General features: G+C 57.0%; 17 protein-coding genes. 11 read left to right on the forward strand and 6 right to left on the reverse strand.

Translation table 11 applies throughout. The features are described 5' to 3' along the window. Positions 1-199 precede the first annotated feature (199 nt). Positions 200-1231, reverse strand: coding sequence for a 16S rRNA (guanine(1207)-N(2))-methyltransferase RsmC (gene rsmC, locus N1689_RS13385; protein WP_033731428.1), 1032 nt, complete (start codon positions 1229-1231; stop codon positions 200-202). Between the two features lie 106 nt (positions 1232-1337). Between rsmC and N1689_RS13390 the strand changes: the two genes are divergently transcribed. Genes N1689_RS13390 through yjjG form a run of 3 tightly spaced genes read left to right on the forward strand, consistent with a single transcriptional unit; the run spans position 1338 to position 2859 of the window. Continuing rightward, a complete protein-coding gene (locus N1689_RS13390; protein WP_161735969.1) occupies positions 1338-1748 on the forward strand; it encodes a DNA polymerase III subunit psi in 411 nt (136 codons plus the stop codon). Then, positions 1720-2160: a ribosomal protein S18-alanine N-acetyltransferase gene (gene rimI, locus N1689_RS13395; protein ID WP_161735970.1), complete on the forward strand. Its 441-nt coding sequence runs from the start codon at positions 1720-1722 to the stop codon at positions 2158-2160. Before N1689_RS13390 ends, rimI begins: the two co-directional genes overlap by 29 nt. Positions 2161-2178: 18 nt before the next feature. Further along, positions 2179-2859 carry a pyrimidine 5'-nucleotidase gene (gene yjjG, locus N1689_RS13400; protein ID WP_253421013.1) on the forward strand — a complete coding sequence of 227 codons (681 nt, stop codon included), beginning with the start codon at positions 2179-2181 and terminating at the stop codon, positions 2857-2859. 91 nt (positions 2860-2950) lie between these two features. Here yjjG and N1689_RS13405 read toward each other — a convergent pair whose 3' ends face one another. Further along, on the reverse strand, positions 2951-3601 hold the full coding sequence (locus tag N1689_RS13405) for a YtjB family periplasmic protein (RefSeq protein WP_095706238.1): 651 nt from the start codon (positions 3599-3601) through the stop codon (positions 2951-2953). A gap of 107 nt (positions 3602-3708) precedes the next feature. Between N1689_RS13405 and serB the strand changes: the two genes are divergently transcribed. The 3 genes from serB (at position 3709) to nadR (ending at position 7399) form a co-directional block, all read left to right on the forward strand. After that, on the forward strand, positions 3709-4686 hold the full coding sequence (gene serB, locus N1689_RS13410) for a phosphoserine phosphatase (protein WP_161735972.1): 978 nt from the start codon (positions 3709-3711) through the stop codon (positions 4684-4686). A gap of 13 nt (positions 4687-4699) precedes the next feature. Then, positions 4700-6082 (forward strand): DNA repair protein RadA, encoded by a 1383-nt coding sequence (gene radA / locus N1689_RS13415; RefSeq protein ID WP_010253610.1) that lies wholly within the window; start codon positions 4700-4702, stop codon positions 6080-6082. A gap of 75 nt (positions 6083-6157) precedes the next feature. Beyond that, a complete protein-coding gene (gene nadR, locus N1689_RS13420) occupies positions 6158-7399 on the forward strand; it encodes a multifunctional transcriptional regulator/nicotinamide-nucleotide adenylyltransferase/ribosylnicotinamide kinase NadR (RefSeq protein WP_260059134.1) in 1242 nt (413 codons plus the stop codon). A 45-nt stretch (positions 7400-7444) separates the two neighbouring features. On the opposite strand, the gene N1689_RS13425 is transcribed toward nadR, so the two are convergent. Next, positions 7445-8446: a zinc-binding alcohol dehydrogenase family protein gene (locus N1689_RS13425; RefSeq protein ID WP_161735974.1), complete on the reverse strand. Its 1002-nt coding sequence runs from the start codon at positions 8444-8446 to the stop codon at positions 7445-7447. Between the two features lie 95 nt (positions 8447-8541). Between N1689_RS13425 and N1689_RS13430 the strand changes: the two genes are divergently transcribed. Further along, the gene (locus tag N1689_RS13430; protein ID WP_135910184.1) at positions 8542-9438 is read left to right on the forward strand and encodes a LysR family transcriptional regulator; all 897 of its coding nucleotides are present in this window, start codon (positions 8542-8544) and stop codon (positions 9436-9438) included. A 112-nt stretch (positions 9439-9550) separates the two neighbouring features. Next, positions 9551-9928 (forward strand): type II restriction endonuclease, encoded by a 378-nt coding sequence (locus N1689_RS13435; RefSeq protein ID WP_260059136.1) that lies wholly within the window; start codon positions 9551-9553, stop codon positions 9926-9928. A gap of 54 nt (positions 9929-9982) precedes the next feature. Here the strand turns inward: N1689_RS13435 and ettA are convergent, their stop codons facing one another. Further along, positions 9983-11650 carry an energy-dependent translational throttle protein EttA gene (gene ettA / locus N1689_RS13440; RefSeq protein ID WP_013356691.1) on the reverse strand — a complete coding sequence of 556 codons (1668 nt, stop codon included), beginning with the start codon at positions 11648-11650 and terminating at the stop codon, positions 9983-9985. 180 nt (positions 11651-11830) lie between these two features. After that, positions 11831-12595 (reverse strand): DNA-binding transcriptional repressor DeoR, encoded by a 765-nt coding sequence (gene deoR / locus N1689_RS13445; RefSeq protein ID WP_161731745.1) that lies wholly within the window; start codon positions 12593-12595, stop codon positions 11831-11833. Positions 12596-12974: 379 nt separating this feature from the next. Between deoR and rbsK the strand changes: the two genes are divergently transcribed. The 3 genes from rbsK to N1689_RS13460 are packed head-to-tail and all read left to right on the forward strand — an operon-like array spanning position 12975 to position 16237. Next, positions 12975-13892, forward strand: coding sequence for a ribokinase (gene rbsK, locus N1689_RS13450; protein ID WP_161731733.1), 918 nt, complete (start codon positions 12975-12977; stop codon positions 13890-13892). Positions 13893-13901: 9 nt separating this feature from the next. Further along, positions 13902-15227 (forward strand): L-fucose:H+ symporter permease, encoded by a 1326-nt coding sequence (fucP, locus tag N1689_RS13455; protein ID WP_161731731.1) that lies wholly within the window; start codon positions 13902-13904, stop codon positions 15225-15227. Continuing rightward, a complete protein-coding gene (locus tag N1689_RS13460) occupies positions 15224-16237 on the forward strand; it encodes an aldose 1-epimerase family protein (protein ID WP_260059137.1) in 1014 nt (337 codons plus the stop codon). Before fucP ends, N1689_RS13460 begins: the two co-directional genes overlap by 4 nt. Before the next feature lie 7 nt (positions 16238-16244). On the opposite strand, the gene urtE is transcribed toward N1689_RS13460, so the two are convergent. Beyond that, entirely contained in the window at positions 16245-16943 is a 699-nt protein-coding gene (gene urtE / locus N1689_RS13465; protein WP_033769607.1) for an urea ABC transporter ATP-binding subunit UrtE, read from the reverse strand.

Here is a 16943-nt window from a genome sequence, read left to right on the forward strand (position 1 = left end):
GACACTAACACCTGAAGCTAGCGCGTCTACCAATTCCGCCACCTTCGCATACCCGTAACATCCTGAGAATGTTACAACCACGGAGGCGCATTCTAGAGATTTTACTCTTTGCGTCAACAACTATTTCGTCGGGCTGAAACGATCGCTGTAAAAAGCAACGTTTTCAGCCCGGCAACGCAGTTAACGCCGGGAAAAGCGCTTAGCGCGTTTTGGCTCCGCGACCGTAAACAGCACGATAAACTTTAAAACGACCGGTCTGCGCGATAACTTCGTGACTGCCGAAGGCTTCATCCAGCGCCTGCGGGTAGGGCAGGAAGGTGTTTGCGACGATACGCAGTTCACCGCCGGTGTTCAGGTGTTTCACTGCGCCACGGATCAGCGCCTGGGCGGCGTCGAGGCTGGTCTGGGTACCTTCATGGAACGGCGGGTTCGAGATAATCATGTCGAAACGCCCCGTGACGTCAGAGAAGACGTTGCTGGCGAAGACTTCGCCCTCAATGCCATTGGCGGCCAGCGTCAATTTACTCGCTTCAATGGCAGCCGCGTGCACGTCGCACAGCCACAAACGTACTTTAGGCGAACGGGCCGGCAGAGAGGCGGCAATCACGCCTGCGCCACAGCCCATATCCAGCACTTTACCTTTGGTATGTGGAGTAAAGGTCGAGAGCAGCAGGGCACTGCCGCTGTCCAGGCCGTCACGGCTGAAGACGCCAGGCAGGGTATGAATCGTCAGACCATCCAGCTGATACTGATGACCAAAGCTGCTGGCATCAAACTCAGGCTGTTTGTCCAGACGACCATGGTAGAGACCACAGCGACGCGCGCTGTCGATTTTCTCCAGTTTCACCCACGACTCCACCATACCTTCAGCACTGCGCACGCCGCTGCGGTTTTCACCGACCACGAACACGTCACAGCCGACCGGCAGCAGAGAGAGCAGGTTCTGCAGCTGGAACTGCACTTCCGGCTTATTCTTGGTCCAGAAGTAGACCAGCGTATCGCAGCCCTGCACATCTTCTGCCTGCGCAACCATGCCGTAACGCGCCTGCTCGCCCATACGACGGCTGAGGTTTTGCCAGTGATGATATTGCTGGGTGTGAACGCGCGACGAGGCGGTTTCCAGCTGAGCGGGCAGGTCATCCTGCAGATCGCCAGCAAATAAAACATGGCGGGCGGTAAATTCATCACTGTGGCGCAGAATGACTTCGCTGGCCGGGGTTAAAGCAGACATGTAGGGCTCCTGTAAGATCTGAGCGGGGATTATAGTGGTTTGTTGGCGCATGTTCGATGGGTTTGCTAGCATAGCGACGCATTCAGGCAGCAGAACAGGTAACACCATGACGTCCAGGCGCGACTGGCTTTTACAGCAAATGGGAATTACACAGTACCAGCTGCGCCGCCCGCGCGTGCTTCAGGGCGAAATTGCCGTCACGCTGGCACCGGACACGCAGTTAATTATTGTCGCTGACGCACCGCCCGGTCTGCATGAACCGCTGATGCGCGACGTGCTGCATGCTCTCAATCTGCAACCCGAACAGGTCATGACCGTGACGCCGGATCAGCTGCAAATGCTGCCGGAGACGCTGAACTGCGCGGGCTGGCTGCTCGGCGTAGAGAGCGAACAGACTTTCAATGGCGTAGCATTAACCAGCGCCTCTTTCAATGAACTAATCAGCAGCGGCGTCGCCAAACGCGCGCTCTGGCAACAGATGTGTAACCATGACAGCCATCTCTTTACTCACCCCTGACGATCTGGCGCAGGCCTACGCCATTGAGTGTCGTAGTCACGCGTTTCCCTGGAGTGAAAAGACGTTTGCCAGCAATCAGGGCGAGCGCTTTATCAATTTACGTCTCGATGTTGACGGCAAAATGGCCGCCTTTGCGATTACGCAGGTGGTACTGGACGAAGCCTCGCTGTTTAACATCGCGGTCGATCCCGCTTTTCAGCGCCGGGGATTGGGCCGCCAGTTGCTGCAGCATCTGATCGATGAACTGATTAAACGCGACGTGCTGACGCTGTGGCTGGAAGTGCGGGCCTCGAACCAGCCCGCCATTGCGCTCTATGAGCAGCTTGGATTCAATCAGGTCAGTCGTCGCCCCAACTATTATCCCACCGCCAGCGGCCGTGAAGATGCCATTCTCATGGCCCTGACGCCGTAGTGGTGTTAAGGAGCTTTAATGATCGATAACTGGGACTGCATCCTGTTTGATGCGGACGATACCCTTTTTCATTTCGACGCCTATGCTGGTTTACAGCGCCTGTTTGCGGGTTATGACGTGCAGTTCACCGACCAGGATTACAGCGATTATCAGGCTGTCAACAAACCGCTGTGGGTCGATTATCAGAACGGCACCATCTCAGCGTTACAGCTGCAGACTCAGCGTTTTAACCACTGGAGCGAAAAGCTCAGCGTGGCGCCAGAGATCCTCAACAGCGGCTTCCTCAGCGCGATGGGCGAGATCTGCACGCCGCTGCCGGGTGCAGTCAGCCTGATGAATCAACTGCATGGCAAGGTAAAGATGGGGATCATTACCAATGGCTTTACCGCGCTGCAGCAGACGCGTCTGGAGCGCACCGGTTTCCGCGATTACTTCCCGGTGCTGGTGATCTCTGAGCAGGTCGGCGTGCCTAAACCGGCGGCAGAGATCTTTGATTATGCGCTGGAACGTATGGGCAATCCGGATCGGCAGCGGGTGCTGATGGTGGGTGATACACCAGAATCAGATATTCTGGGCGGCATGAATGCTGGCGTGAAAACATGCTGGCTCAATCATGGCACCCGGCCGCTGCCAGAACATATCAAACCAACCTGGCAGGTCAAATCGCTGGGTGAGCTGGAAGCGCTGCTGATCGGCTGATGGAAGCTGCCTCGCAAATCCGCAACTTTCCTGTAAAAAAGGCCCGCACAGCGGGCCTTTCTCGTTTTATCTTTACCGCAGCGCAGGCGCGTTACTCTTTCTTCTCGTCGTCCTCATCCCGATCCTCTTTCACCGGAGTGCTGGCGGTAAGCAGAAACGGCGACTGCTGCCAGCGGGTGCGGCGATGGCGCAGCAGGGTACGGGAGAGAATAATGCCGATCGCCAGCGCCAGCAGCATCATCAGACGCAGAATATTGGTGGTGTTATCGACCTGATGTGAGTCGGTGACCAGCACGTGGGTATCCAGCGTTACGCGCAAAAAGCCCAGCGGGCCATCGTTTCCGGCCAGCGGCTGCACAATCTGGTGGTTGAAATAGCTGCCCGCGCGCTTGCCGTCGAGCGCCAGCCGGTCGCGGACATTGATGTTTTCACCGCTGTGCGCCACCAGACTGCCGTCTCCGTCATACACGGATGCATCCAGAATACGGCTGTTCGCCGTCATCTGATTAAGGATGGCTTCGATCTGATTCCGGTTATTTTCACTGTTGTCCATCAACGGCTTAAGGCTGAACGCCACCTGGCTGGTCAGCGTATGCGCCAACTCCTCGACCTGCTCAGAACGCGCCGTCTGATGGCCGAGACTAAACCAGGAGGCGCCCTGCATCAGCACGACCAGCAGCGCCATCGAGATAAGAACAATCACGGTACGATGTAAGCGAAATTTCAGTGCGGTTTTAGCCATTAATCATCCGGGTCATATCACAACAGAAAGCCTGGAGATTATGTTGCCAGAAGCGACGCAGACAAGGTAGCCTCTTGCGTGGTTTTGTTGTCCCTACAGGAGCTCTGATGCCAAATCGTTTAACCTGGTGCGATCTTCCCGCCGATGTCTCCCTCTGGCCGGGTTTGCCCCTTTCTCTTAGCGGTGATGAAGTGATGCCGCTGGATTATCGTGCTGGCCGTACCGGCTGGCTGCTGTATGGCCGCGGTCTGGATAAGCAGCGGCTGACCGATTACCAGCACCAGCTGGGTGCGGCGATGGTGATCGTCAGCGCCTGGAACGTCGATGAGTATCAGGTGATTCGCCTGGCGGGATCGCTGACGCCGTTTGCCAGCAAGCTGGCGCACGACGCCGGGCTGGACGTGGCACCGCTTGGAAAAATCCCGCATCTCAAAACGCCAGGCCTGCTGGTGATGGATATGGACTCCACCGCGATTCAGATCGAGTGCATCGATGAGATTGCAAAACTGGCGGGCTGCGGCGAGCAGGTGGCGGAAGTCACGGAACGCGCGATGCGCGGCGAACTCGACTTCACCGCCAGCCTGCGTCAGCGCGTGGCCACGCTGCAGGGGGCGGACGCCAATATTCTGAAACAGGTGCGTGATGCCCTGCCGCTGATGCCAGGCTTAACCACCCTGACGCAGAAGCTGCAGGCGCTGGGCTGGCAGATTGCCATCGCGTCTGGCGGCTTTACCTACTACGCCGAATACCTGCGCGACAAGCTGCATCTGTCGGCGGTGGTCGCGAATGAACTTGAAATTCGCGACGGCAAACTGACCGGCAACGTGCTGGGACCGATTGTCGACGCACAATACAAAGCCGATACCCTGAAGAAGCTGGCGCAGCGTTTTGACATCGCGCCGGAACAGACGGTGGCGATCGGCGATGGGGCCAATGACCTGCTGATGATCAAAGCCTCAGCGCTGGGCATTGCGTTCCATGCTAAACCTAAGGTGAATGAGCAGACTGCGGTCACCATTCGCCATGCCGATTTAATGGGGGTGTTCTGCATCCTCACCGGCAGCCTGATCCACGAAGAGCGTTAACAGAGGTATTGATTTGGCCAAAGCGGCAAAACGCGCATTTGTCTGTAACGAATGTGGCGCAGATTACCCACGCTGGCAGGGGCAATGCAGCGCCTGTCACGCCTGGAACACCATCACCGAGGTGCGCATCGCCGCCTCGCCCGCCGCTGCGCGTAACGAGCGCCTGAGTGGTTATGCCGGCAGCGCTGGCACCAGCCGGGTGCAGAAGCTCTCTGAAATCAGCCTGGAGGCGTTACCGCGCTTCTCGACCAGCTTCAAAGAGTTTGACCGGGTACTGGGCGGCGGCGTCGTGCCGGGCAGCGCTATTCTGATTGGCGGCAGTCCGGGCGCGGGCAAATCCACGCTGCTGCTGCAGGTGATGTGCCGGTTGTCCGAAGGGATGAAAACCCTTTACGTCACCGGTGAAGAGTCACTGCAACAGGTGGCGATGCGCGCCCATCGTCTGGGATTACCCACCGAAAATGTCAATATGCTGTCGGAAACCAGCATTGAGCAGATCTGCCTGATCGCCGAGCAGGAGCAGCCGCAACTGATGGTGATCGACTCGATCCAGGTCATGCACATGGCGGAGATCCAGTCATCGCCGGGCAGCGTTGCTCAGGTGCGTGAAACCGCCGCTTACCTGACGCGCTTCGCCAAAACGCGCGGCGTGGCGATCATCATGGTCGGCCACGTCACCAAAGATGGTTCGCTGGCCGGGCCGAAAGTGCTGGAGCACTGCATCGACTGTTCAGTGCTGCTGGATGGCGATGCTGATTCCCGCTTCCGCACGCTGCGCAGCCATAAAAACCGCTTCGGCGCGGTGAATGAGCTGGGTGTGTTTGCCATGACCGAGCAGGGCATGCGTGAAGTCAGCAACCCGTCAGCTATTTTCCTGTCGCGCGGCGAAGAGATCACCTCGGGCAGTTCGGTGATGGTGCTGTGGGAGGGAACGCGACCGCTGCTGGTGGAGATTCAGGCGCTGGTCGATCATTCGATGATGGGCAATCCACGCCGCGTGGCAGTGGGTCTGGAGCAGAACCGCCTGGCGATTCTGCTGGCAGTATTGCACCGTCACGGCGGATTGCAGATGGCCGATCAGGATGTGTTCGTTAACGTCGTGGGCGGCGTCAAAGTCACCGAAACCAGTGCAGACCTGGCGCTGATGCTGTCGATGGTGTCGAGCCTGCGCGATCGTCCGCTTCCGCAGGATCTGGTGATCTTCGGCGAAGTAGGACTGGCCGGTGAGATCCGTCCGGTGCCCAGCGGGCAGGAGCGCATCGCTGAAGCGGCGAAGCATGGCTTCAAACGCGCCATTGTGCCGGCAGGGAATGCACCGAAAAAACCGATTGCCGGGATGCAGGTTTTCAGCGCGAAGAAGCTGGCCGATGCGCTGGCGATTCTGGACGATCTGTAACGCGCCTGCGGCCGCCAGCGAAAAGCCGCTGGCTGGCCGCTCCCACCTTAACCGCATTGATGCAGGAGGCACGACATGTCGTCGTTTGATTATCTGAAAACGGCCATTCGCCAGCAGGGCCATACGCTGCAACAGGTCGCTGATGCCAGCGGCATGACCAAAGGCTATCTGAGCCAGTTACTCAATGCCAAAATCAAAAGCCCCAGCGCGCAAAAGCTGGAGGCGCTGCACCGCTTTCTGGGACTGGAGTTTCCGCGCCGCGATAAAACGGTGGGCGTGGTGTTTGGTAAGTTCTATCCGCTGCATACCGGCCATATCTATCTGATTCAGCGCGCCTGTAGTCAGGTGGATGAGCTGCATATCATTATGGGTTATGACGAGCCGCGCGACCGCGAGCTGTTTGAGAACAGCGCGATGTCACAGCAGCCGACAGTCAGCGATCGCCTGCGCTGGCTGCTGCAGACCTTTAAGTATCAGAAAAATATTCGTATTCACGCCTTTGATGAAGAGGGGATCGAACCCTATCCGCACGGCTGGGATGTGTGGAGTAAAGGCGTCAGCGCGTTTCTCAGCGAGCACGGCATTGCGCCGGACTGCATCTACACCAGCGAAGCGCCCGATGCGGAGATGTACCAGCAGCACCTGGGCATTCAGACCGTGCTGGTCGATCCCAACCGATCCTTTATGAGCATCAGCGGCGCGCAGATTCGTCAGGATCCGTTCCGCTTCTGGGACTACATCCCGACTGAAGTGAAACCGTTCTTTGTGCGTACCGTGGCGATCCTCGGCGGAGAGTCGAGCGGTAAATCGACGCTGGTGAATAAACTCGCCAACATCTTCAACACTACCAGTGCCTGGGAATATGGCCGCGACTATGTCTTTTCCCATCTGGGCGGTGACGAAATGGCGCTGCAATATTCCGATTACGACAAGATCGCGCTGGGACAGGCGCAGTACATCGATTTCGCCGTCAAATACGCGAATAAAGTGGCGTTTATCGACACCGACTTTGTGACCACGCAGGCGTTTTGTCTCAAATATGAAGGGCGTGAACATCCCTTTGTGCAGGCGCTGATCGATGAGTATCGTTTTGATCTGGTGATCCTGCTGGAAAACAACGTGCCCTGGGTCGCGGATGGCTTGCGCAGCCTGGGCAGTTCAGTGGATCGGCGGGAGTTTCAGTCGATGCTGGTCACGATGCTGCGGGAAAATAACATCGACTTCCTGCACGTGAAGGAAGATGATTATGACGCCCGTTTCCTGCGCTGTATTGAGCTGGTGAAAGCGATGCTGGGCGAGAAAAACGCCCAGCCGTAACGCATGCATTGGCCCGGTCTGCCGCACGGCAGCCGGGTCAGGGCATTAATAGACCATCACCACTTTGCCGCGCATGTGGCCTTCCAGCACGCGCTGGTGGGCGGCGGTTAAAGTCTCAACGCTTAAGCCATGCAGTGTTTCGCTCAGCGTGGTCTGCAGCTTACCTTCATCCAGCAACGCCGATACCGCATCCAGAATCTCGCCCTGACGCGCCATATCCGGTGTATTGAACATGCTGCGGGTATACATCAGCTCGAAGTGCAGTGCCGCACTCTTCAGCTTCAGCTGGTCCATCGACAGGGGATGTTCGTTTTCCACGATGGTGCAGATATGACCCTGCGGAGCGATCAGCTTCGCCATGGTTTCCCAGTGACCGTCGGTGTCATTCAGGCAGAAGATATAATCGACCTGCTTAATGCCCTGTTTCTCCAGCTCACCGATCATATCTTTGTAGTTGATCACCAGATCGGCTCCGCGATCGCGGCACCACTGGGCGGAATCTTCACGCGAGGCTGTCGCAATGATCTTCACCTTGCTGCGCAGTTTCGCCAGCGGGATCGCCAGCGATCCGACACCGCCCGCGCCGCCGACGATCAGCAGCGTCTGATCTTCCGTTGCGGTCTCCAGGTTCAGTCGCTCAAACAGGCCTTCCCAGGCGGTCAGGGCCGTTAGCGGGATCGCCGCCGACTGCGCCCAGTCCAGGCTCTCTGGCTTGTGACCGGTGATGCGTGAGTCAACCAGCTGTTCGGTGCTGTTACTGCCAGGGCGGGTCAGATCGCCCGCATAGAAGACTTCATCGCCAGGCTTAAAGTTGCTGACTGAGCTGCCCACTTCCAGCACAACGCCACTGGCATCCCAGCCGAGAATGCGTGGCTGCTGTAAGCCGTTCTTCTTCGCCCCTTTGTGCACCTTGGTATCGACCGGGTTGACCGACGCGGCTTTGACTTCGACCCGCAGGTCATACTCACCTGGCGTAGGGGTTTCAGGAAAAATTTCGGTAAAGTTTTCCGGATTTTCGGGATTAACTGCGATAGCGCGAATAGACATAAAGATTCTCCTTGGTCAGTGTCTTAAGTGTAGAACCTGATTTTAGCGGTGATAAGATGGACAATCTCTCATAGAGTGTTCGTCTGAGGTGAACAATGGCATTTCGTCAGTGGCAGGATATGGCGCTGTTTGCGCTGGTGGCGGAATGCGGCAGCTTTACCGGCGCGGCAGAACGCGCGGGTCTGCCCAAATCGAGCGTCAGTCAGCGCATCAGTCAGCTGGAACAGCGGCTGGGGATCCGGCTGCTGAATCGCACCACCCGCCAGCTCAACCTGACCTTTGCCGGTGAGCGCTATCTGCTGCATTGCCAGGAGATGATGCAGGCCAGTGAGCGCGCCGATCAGGCGATTGCCAGCCTGCGGGAAAACCCCAGCGGGCGCCTGCGCATTACCAGCCCGGCAGGCATTGGTGCCACGCTGCTGGCGCGCTGTAATGCAGAGTTTTTACGTCTTTATCCTGATGTGACGCTGGATGTCTCGATCTCCGATGAGATGCGCGATCTGGTACAGGAGGGCTTTGATGTGGCGCTGCGCACCGGTCAGCCGCAGGAGTCCTCGCTGATTGGCCGCCGGATAGGCAACTGCCCGCGACTGCTGGTGGCTTCTCAGCACTATCTTAATCAGCATCCACCGCTGCTTCACCCACAGCAGCTCTCGGCCCACCGCTGTATTGCGCATCGCGCCTGGAATGAATGGGTGTTGCAGCGCGATGACGAGTTCTATCGCTGGCTGCTGCCGCCAGGCCATCTCACCGACAATTTACTCTATGCGCGCGAATCGGCGCTGGGCGATGCGGGTATTACGCTGCTGCCGCACTTTCTGACCGACGGGGCGATGGCGGATCCCCGACTGGTGCCGGTACTGCCGGAATGGGAAATCGAGGGGAATGAGCTGTGGCTGGTCTATCCGGGCCGTAAACTGAATTCACCTGCGCTGGCGCGCTTTATTGAGTTCGCGCTGCAGTCACCGGTGTTCAGGGAGTTTTATCGCTGAACTTAAAATAAAAGTTATAACCGCAACCTGTAACTTTGACACCCGTAGCAGAAAATTACATTGCATTAATTACGATGGCATTTCCCGTTCTTCTCAAAGGAAGAGAAATGTTATGAAAGCTCAAAATTTAAAAAGTGCATGTATTAAAACTTTATCAAAAAGTGAACTTTATGATCAAAGAGAGTTTAATGGTGTAGCAGCTCTTAAAAATATTTTAGGTAATGAAAATAAAGATATCGAAGCAGATTTTGTACTCAGGGGCAGTGATGTCAGCTGTAGTGCATCACTGACTTGGTATGATGCCAGAAAGTCACATGAAAGCCGGTCTGAATTTCGGCTTTATTATGAAGGCAATCCGGTAATGGAGCTCGCAGTGCCTGGTGATAATATTGTCATTGGTTATGATAAAAAAAGTAAATTAACCTGCATTTTATTTAAAACACATGATGATGAGCATCAAGGGCATGTTGAAGAATGGATGCCGCTTTAAAAAAATAAAAAAGGGAAGCATCCGCTTCCCTTTTTAGTATTAATCAGACTGCGATTACTTCGTCATACGTTTGTACTTGATGCGCTTCGGCTCCAGCGCGTCGGCGCCGAGGGTACGCTTCTTGTACTCTTCATATTCGGTAAAGTTACCTTCGAAGAATTCGATGTTGCCCTCATCCTGATAATCCAGAATGTGCGTGGCGATACGGTCCAGGAACCAGCGGTCATGCGAGATCACCATCGCACAGCCCGGGAACTCCAGCAGGGCGTTTTCCAGCGCGCGCAGGGTTTCAATGTCCAGGTCGTTGGTTGGCTCATCGAGCAGCAGCATGTTGCCGCCAACCTGCAGCAGCTTCGCGAGGTGCAGACGACCACGCTCACCACCCGACAGTTCGCCCACGCGTTTGCCCTGATCGACGCCTTTAAAGTTAAAGCGGCCGACATAGGCGCGGCTTGGCATCTCGGTGTTACCGATACGCATGATGTCCTGACCACCGGAAACTTCTTCCCACACGGTTTTGGAATTGTCCATGCTGTCGCGGAACTGATCGACGGAGGCCAGCTTAACGGTCTCACCCAGCACGATGCTGCCGGAATCAGGCTGTTCCTGACCGGACATCATACGGAACAGGGTGGATTTACCCGCGCCGTTCGGACCGATAATCCCGACAATCGCGCCTTTTGGCACAGAGAACGAGAGATCGTCAATCAGCACACGGTCGCCATAGGACTTACGCAGATTGCTGACTTCCAGCACTTTGTCACCCAGACGGGCACCTGGCGGAATGAACAGTTCGTTGGTTTCGTTACGCTTCTGGTAGTCGGTGTTATTCAGCTCTTCAAAGCGTGCCAGACGGGCTTTGCCTTTAGACTGCTGGCCTTTTGGTCCTTTACGAACCCACTCCAGCTCTTTCTCAATCGACTTACGACGAGCCGCTTCAGAAGAGGCTTCCTGCGCCAGACGCGCATCTTTCTGCTCCAGCCAGGAGGAGTAGTTGCCTTCCCACGGAATACCTTCACCGCGGTCAAGTTCCAGAATCCAGCCTGCCACGTTATCCAGGAAGTAACGGTCATGCGTGATCGCCACGACGGTGCCTTCGAAGTCATGCAGGAAACGCTCCAGCCAGGCGACAGATTCGGCGTCCAGGTGGTTCGTTGGTTCGTCCAGCAGCAGCATGTCTGGTTTTTCCAGCAGCAGGCGGCACAGGGCGACGCGGCGACGTTCACCACCGGAAAGGGTGGCGATTTTCGCGTCCCAGTCTGGCAGGCGCAGCGCATCGGCAGCACGTTCCAGCTGGGTATTCAGGTTGTGACCATCGTGTGCCTGGATGATCTCTTCCAGACGGCCCTGCTCGGCGGCCAGCTTGTCGAAGTCTGCACCCTCTTCGGCATAGAGCGCATAGACTTCGTCGAGACGTTTCAGTGCGCCAACCACTTCTGACAGTGCTTCTTCAACCGACTCACGCACGGTGTGTTCAAGGTTAAGCTGCGGCTCCTGCGGCAGGTAGCCAATCTTGATGCCTGGCTGCGGACGCGCTTCCCCTTCGATATCTTTATCGATGCCGGCCATGATGCGCAGCAGGGTAGATTTACCCGCACCGTTCAGGCCGAGTACGCCGATTTTTGCGCCAGGGAAGAAGCTGAGCGAGATGTTTTTCAGGATATGACGCTTCGGCGGAACTACTTTGCCGACGCGATGCATGCTATAGACGAATTGAGCCACGTTGGTTTGAGCCTCTGGGTCTGTTGGTCGTTGGAATGATGTCGAAGTTTAGCCTTTTTCACCGTTTAATCCCAGCCAGGGGGCGGCGAATATTCGCCGGGCAGAAGGGATGCCGGACGGCGTGCGGGATAACTGACTGATTTCCGCGCTCAATTGCTGACGATAGTACCGGGGCAGGCCTCAGGGCAGGCGCAGTGGTATCGCCTGCTGTGCCAGCCAGTTCTGCAATGCCTGGTCGGGCGCGCTGTCACTCACCAGCAGATCAAAGCGCTGTAGCCCGGCGATGCGGGCGGGCAGCACTTTGCCATATTTACTGCTGTCCGCCACCAGCACCGACTTTTGGGCACGCAGCATGGCGTGATGTTTCATCATCAGCTCATTGGTGTTGTAGCAGGTCGCCCCCTGATCTTTGTCGATGCCCGCCGCAGAGATAAAGGCCAGCGTCGGACAGAGATCGTCCAGGAGGGTATGCACGCCAATCGGCGTAAACAGCGCATTGTCGGCATGAAATTCACCGCCGCTCAGAATCACACTACAGGCCGGTTTCTCTTTCAGGGTCAGAAAGGTGTTCATGGCGCAGCAGATGGCAGTAAATGACAGCGTGTCAGGAATGGCATCAACGATATAGGGCAGGGTAGTGCCGCAGTCAAAGAAGACCGTATCGTTTTCGCTGATCAGGCTGGCTGCCGTCTGCGCCAGCCGCTGCTTTCTGGCGGCATTCTGCCCATGCTGATCGCTGACAAAATAGTGACCGGCATGACTTTTCGGGTCGCTGACGATATAGCCGCCCAGCAGGACCACGCTGGAGCCTGGCTCGGTTAAATCACGGCGAACCGTCATCTCTGAGACGCCTAACAAGTGGGCCGCATCTTTCAGATGCAGTTTGTCGGTGCGTTTAAGCGCCTGGGTCAGCTTGTGAATGCGTTCGTCGCGCCGGGTTTCCATGGTCATCTCTCTGTTACCTATCCTGTAGTGCGGAGCAGGAACGCCGGAATCGACGCTATATCGCGACAAACCTCACAGATTTGAATGAGTTGCGTCTCATCCGCCAGGCTGGCAGTCAATCTTACCCGCAATCTGTAAGAGCCGCAAACCTCCGCCGTGCGGTGATCCCGGCCCATCATCACTGGCGGTAACATCTCTCAGCCGTCATGGCCCCTGATGTTATCTTGTTATAATAGTAACACTTTAAATCCCCCTTTATGCCGTTTACCGCCGGTATCTGCCACTTCAGGATGTGGTTTTTGTCACATATTTAACCTTTAAGAAAGGTTATTGTTAATTTAATAACATTTTAAGTGTGAAAACATCCGGGAGTTCTGTCATGACAATTGCGGTTATCGGCTCAAACATGGTCGATCTGATTACCTATACCAACAGCCTGCCGAAAGCGGGCGAAACCCTTGAAGCGCCCGACTTTGCCATTGGCTGCGGCGGTAAAGGCGCTAACCAGGCGGTCGCGGCCGCGAAAATGGGTGGCAACGTAATGATGGTCAGCAAGGTCGGCGACGATCTCTTTGCTCCCAACACCGTTGCTAATCTGCAGCAGCAGGGCGTGGACACGCGCTTTGTCACTACTGCAACAGGCGTCTCCAGCGGCGTGGCACCGATTTTTGTCGATGACCAGTCGCAGAACCGCATTCTGATCATCAAAGGGGCCAACCAGCAGCTGAAACCGGCCGATATCGACGACGCGGCAGAGGCGCTGAAAGCCTGTGAGCTGATCATCCTGCAACTGGAGATCCCGCTGGAAACGGTCTATTACGCCATCGATTTTGCCCGCCAGCATCAGATCAGCGTGATCCTGAATCCGGCGCCGGCCGTCGCCACGCTGGATATTCACTACGCCTGCAAATGCGACTTCTTTATGCCGAACGAAACCGAGCTGGAGATCCTCACCGGCCTGCCGGTCAACACTGATGAAGAGGTGATCCTGGCCGGGCAGTCGCTGCTGAAGCATGGCCTTAAAAATCTGATTATCACGTTGGGCAGCCGGGGCTCGGTCTGGATGAGCGGCGACGAGATCCATCGCGTGGCCGCCACGCCGGTTCAGGCGGTGGATACCAGCGGTGCGGGCGATGCCTTTATCGGCTGTTTCGCGTATCTGCTGGTGAAAACCGGCGATGTGGTCGCCGCTATGACCCAGGCCTCTGCTTATGCCGCCTGCAGCGTCACCGGGCGCGGCACCCAGCGCGCTTATCCCGACGCCGAGTGTTTCCAGCGTTTTCTCAACCGTAACTGAGGTTCTGCTATGCAACAGAAAATTGTTCAGCAATCTGATGGCTATCTGAATAAAACGCCGCTGTTCCAGTTCATTCTGCTGTCGTGCCTCTTTCCGCTCTGGGGTTGTGCAGCGAGTCTTAACGATATCCTGATCACCCAGTTTAAAAGCGTGTTCGCCCTGAGCGATTTTGCCAGTGCGCTGGTGCAGAGCGCCTTTTATGGCGGCTATTTTCTGATTGCGATCCCCGCCTCGCTGGTGATCCGTAAAACCAGTTACAAGATGGCAATCATGATCGGCCTGGCACTCTATATCGCTGGCTGTATCGCCTTTTATCCCGCTTCGCACATGGCGACCTACACCATGTTCCTGGCGGCGATCTTTGCTATCGCCATCGGCCTGAGCTTCCTGGAAACTGCGGCCAATACCTACAGCTCGATGATTGGTCATCGTGACCATGCGACGCTGCGCCTCAACGTCAGCCAGACCTTCTATCCGATTGGTGCGCTAATGGGGATCGTGCTGGGTAAATATCTGGTGTTCCAGGAGGGCGACAGCCTGGAGAGTCAGATGGCGACGATGACGGCAGAGCAGGCGCATGCCTTCCGTCTGACGATGCTGGAGCACACGCTGGAGCCTTACAAATATCTGGTGATGGTGCTGGTAGTCGTGATGCTGCTGTTTATGTTCACCCGCTATCCGCGCTGCAAACCTGAGAGTAATGAGAGATCGCGCCCCTCGCTGGGCGAGACCTTCCGCTATCTGGCCGCTAATCGTCACTTTAAACGCGGCATTGTGACCCAGTTCCTCTATGTTGGCATGCAGGTCGCGGTCTGGTCGTTTACCATTCGTCTGGCGCTGACGCTGGGGGCGACCAACGAACGTCACGCCTCTAACTTTATGATCTACAGCTTCGTCTGCTTTTTTATCGGTAAGTTCGTGGCGAACTTCCTGATGACCCGCTTCCGTGCCGAGAAAGTGCTGATCGCCTATTCGGTGCTGGGCGTGCTGACGCTGGCCTATGTGATGCTGGTGCCGAACTTTACCGCCGTCTACGCCGCTGTGTTTGTCAGCGTGCTGTTTGGTCCCTGCTGGGCGACGATCTACGCGGGAACGCTGGCGACGGTCGATAACAAATACACCGAAGTCGCAGGCGCGTTTATCGTGATGGCGATTGTCGGTGCGGCCTTTGTCCCGGCGCTGCAGGGCCTGGTTTCGGACTCACTGGGTTCGATGCAGCGGGCATTTGGCGTCTCGCTGCTCTGTTTCGCCTGGGTCGGATTCTACTTCTATGGCGAACTGCGCCATAAAAAACAGCTGGTTGCGACCGGTCGTCTGGCGGAGGAGTCACCATGAAAACCCGTTTACCTTTAGCCCGTGAACAGTTTCACACCACACCCTGGGTGCTGTTAGAGAGCGATGACTTCCGGGTTGAGCTGTTTCGCTATCCGGCGGGAATTGAGGCGGTGCGCATTCATAACCGGCGCGGCAGCGTGACCGTGCTGCCATTTCTCGGACAGATGGTCTGGGACGTGCAGTTCGACGAGCACAATCTGACCATGGGCCACAGTTTTAAACAGCCGCTGCCCGCCAAGTCGATCATCGACACTTACGGCTGTTTTGCCTTTCATTCGGGACTGCTGGCCAACGGCTGTCCCGCACCAGAGGACGATCATCCGCTGCACGGTGAGATGGCCTGCGCCCGCATGGACAGCGCCTGGCTGGTGCTGGAGGATCAGACGCTGTCGCTGGAAGGGGAGTGTGAATATGTTAAAGGCTTCGGCCATCACTACCTTGCGGCACCTGCCGTCCGCCTTCAGGCCGATCGGCCCCGTCTGACGATAGCGATGACGGTGACTAATCTGGCGGGCGCGGCGATGCCGCTGCAGTATATGTGTCACCTCAACAGCGCGTGGATCGACCAGGGACGCTTCCGGCAGTCGATTCCCGATCGGGCATTCCAGCTGCGTCGCTCGATCCCCGCACACCTTAAACCCACACCTGCCTGGCGCGAGTACACGGATCACTTATCGCGCGATCCACAGGCGTTACAACAGCTCGATCAGCCGCAACTCTGCGATCCGGAGATCGTCTTCTTCGCGGACGATCTGCCGCAGTATGGCGATGACGTGCAGTTTGAGCTGCATTCGCCGCAGGGCTATGCGCTGATGACGCGCTTCTCTACCGCGCAGTTTCCGCACGCGACCCGCTGGCTGCTGCATAACCACGATCAGCAGGTGGCGGCCTACATTCTGCCCGCCACCTGTCGTCCAGAGGGCTTTCTGGCCGCGCAGCAGGCCGGTACGCTGATCGCCCTGGCCAGCGGCGAAGAGCGGCACTTCTCCGTCGAGACCGGCCTGCTCTGAGCCGGATTTAAATCGCCACCAGGCCGCGCACACCCTCAGCTTCCATGGTGTCGCCGCGGCCACGCTGCACGATCTCCCCGCGCGACATCACCAGATAACTGTCCGCCAGCTCCGCTGCGAAGTCATAAAACTGCTCCACCAGCAGGATCGCCATATCGCCCCGCTGCGCCAGCTGGCGGATTACCGCGCCGATCTCTTTGATCACCGAAGGCTGGATCCCTTCGGTCGGCTCGTCGAGGATCAGCAGCTGTGGCCGGCAGGCCAGCGCCCGGCCGATCGCCAGTTGCTGCTGCTGACCGCCTGAGAGATCGCCGCCCCGGCGTGACTTCATCGCCAGCAGCACCGGAAAAAGTTGGTAGATCTCCTCCGGTACTTCACGTGCCTGGGCAGCCGGAAAGCGTGAAAGGCCCATCAGCAGGTTCTCTTCCACCGTCAGACGCGGAAAGATTTCCCGACCCTGCGGCACATAGGCGATGCCCGCCTGCACCCGCTGGTGCGGCTTGCGGCCATTCATGCGCTGCTGCTGCCAGTGAATCTCGCCTGACTTCGCCGGAATCAGCCCCATCAGGCATTTCAGCAGCGTGGTTTTCCCCACGCCGTTGCGCCCCAGCAGACAGGTAATTTCGCCAATCTTAACCTCAAATGACAGGCCGCGCAGAATATGACTGCCGCCATAATATTGATTCAGTTCAGTAACCTGTAACAT

It is taken from the genome of Pantoea sp. XY16 (genome assembly GCF_025153065.1).
Taxonomy (GTDB): domain Bacteria; phylum Pseudomonadota; class Gammaproteobacteria; order Enterobacterales; family Enterobacteriaceae; genus Pantoea; species Pantoea alfalfae.

Bases quoted from the DNA above. Each gene is read 5' to 3' on its own strand.
- N1689_RS13460 (WP_260059137.1), top strand. From the start codon at position 15,224: ATGAAAACCCGTTTACCTTTAGCCCGTGAACAGTTTCACACCACACCC.
- N1689_RS13435 (WP_260059136.1), top strand. From the start codon at position 9,551: ATGAAAGCTCAAAATTTAAAAAGTGCATGTATTAAAACTTTATCAAAA.
- serB (WP_161735972.1), top strand. From the start codon at position 3,709: ATGCCAAATCGTTTAACCTGGTGCGATCTTCCCGCCGATGTCTCCCTC.
- deoR (WP_161731745.1), bottom strand. From the start codon at position 12,595: ATGGAAACCCGGCGCGACGAACGCATTCACAAGCTGACCCAGGCGCTT.
- rbsK (WP_161731733.1), top strand. From the start codon at position 12,975: ATGACAATTGCGGTTATCGGCTCAAACATGGTCGATCTGATTACCTAT.
- N1689_RS13390 (WP_161735969.1), top strand. From the start codon at position 1,338: ATGACGTCCAGGCGCGACTGGCTTTTACAGCAAATGGGAATTACACAG.
- rsmC (WP_033731428.1), bottom strand. From the start codon at position 1,231: ATGTCTGCTTTAACCCCGGCCAGCGAAGTCATTCTGCGCCACAGTGAT.
- nadR (WP_260059134.1), top strand. From the start codon at position 6,158: ATGTCGTCGTTTGATTATCTGAAAACGGCCATTCGCCAGCAGGGCCAT.
- rimI (WP_161735970.1), top strand. From the start codon at position 1,720: ATGACAGCCATCTCTTTACTCACCCCTGACGATCTGGCGCAGGCCTAC.
- fucP (WP_161731731.1), top strand. From the start codon at position 13,902: ATGCAACAGAAAATTGTTCAGCAATCTGATGGCTATCTGAATAAAACG.
- urtE (WP_033769607.1), bottom strand. From the start codon at position 16,943: ATGTTACAGGTTACTGAACTGAATCAATATTATGGCGGCAGTCATATT.
- yjjG (WP_253421013.1), top strand. From the start codon at position 2,179: ATGATCGATAACTGGGACTGCATCCTGTTTGATGCGGACGATACCCTT.
- N1689_RS13405 (WP_095706238.1), bottom strand. From the start codon at position 3,601: ATGGCTAAAACCGCACTGAAATTTCGCTTACATCGTACCGTGATTGTT.
- N1689_RS13430 (WP_135910184.1), top strand. From the start codon at position 8,542: ATGGCATTTCGTCAGTGGCAGGATATGGCGCTGTTTGCGCTGGTGGCG.
- N1689_RS13425 (WP_161735974.1), bottom strand. From the start codon at position 8,446: ATGTCTATTCGCGCTATCGCAGTTAATCCCGAAAATCCGGAAAACTTT.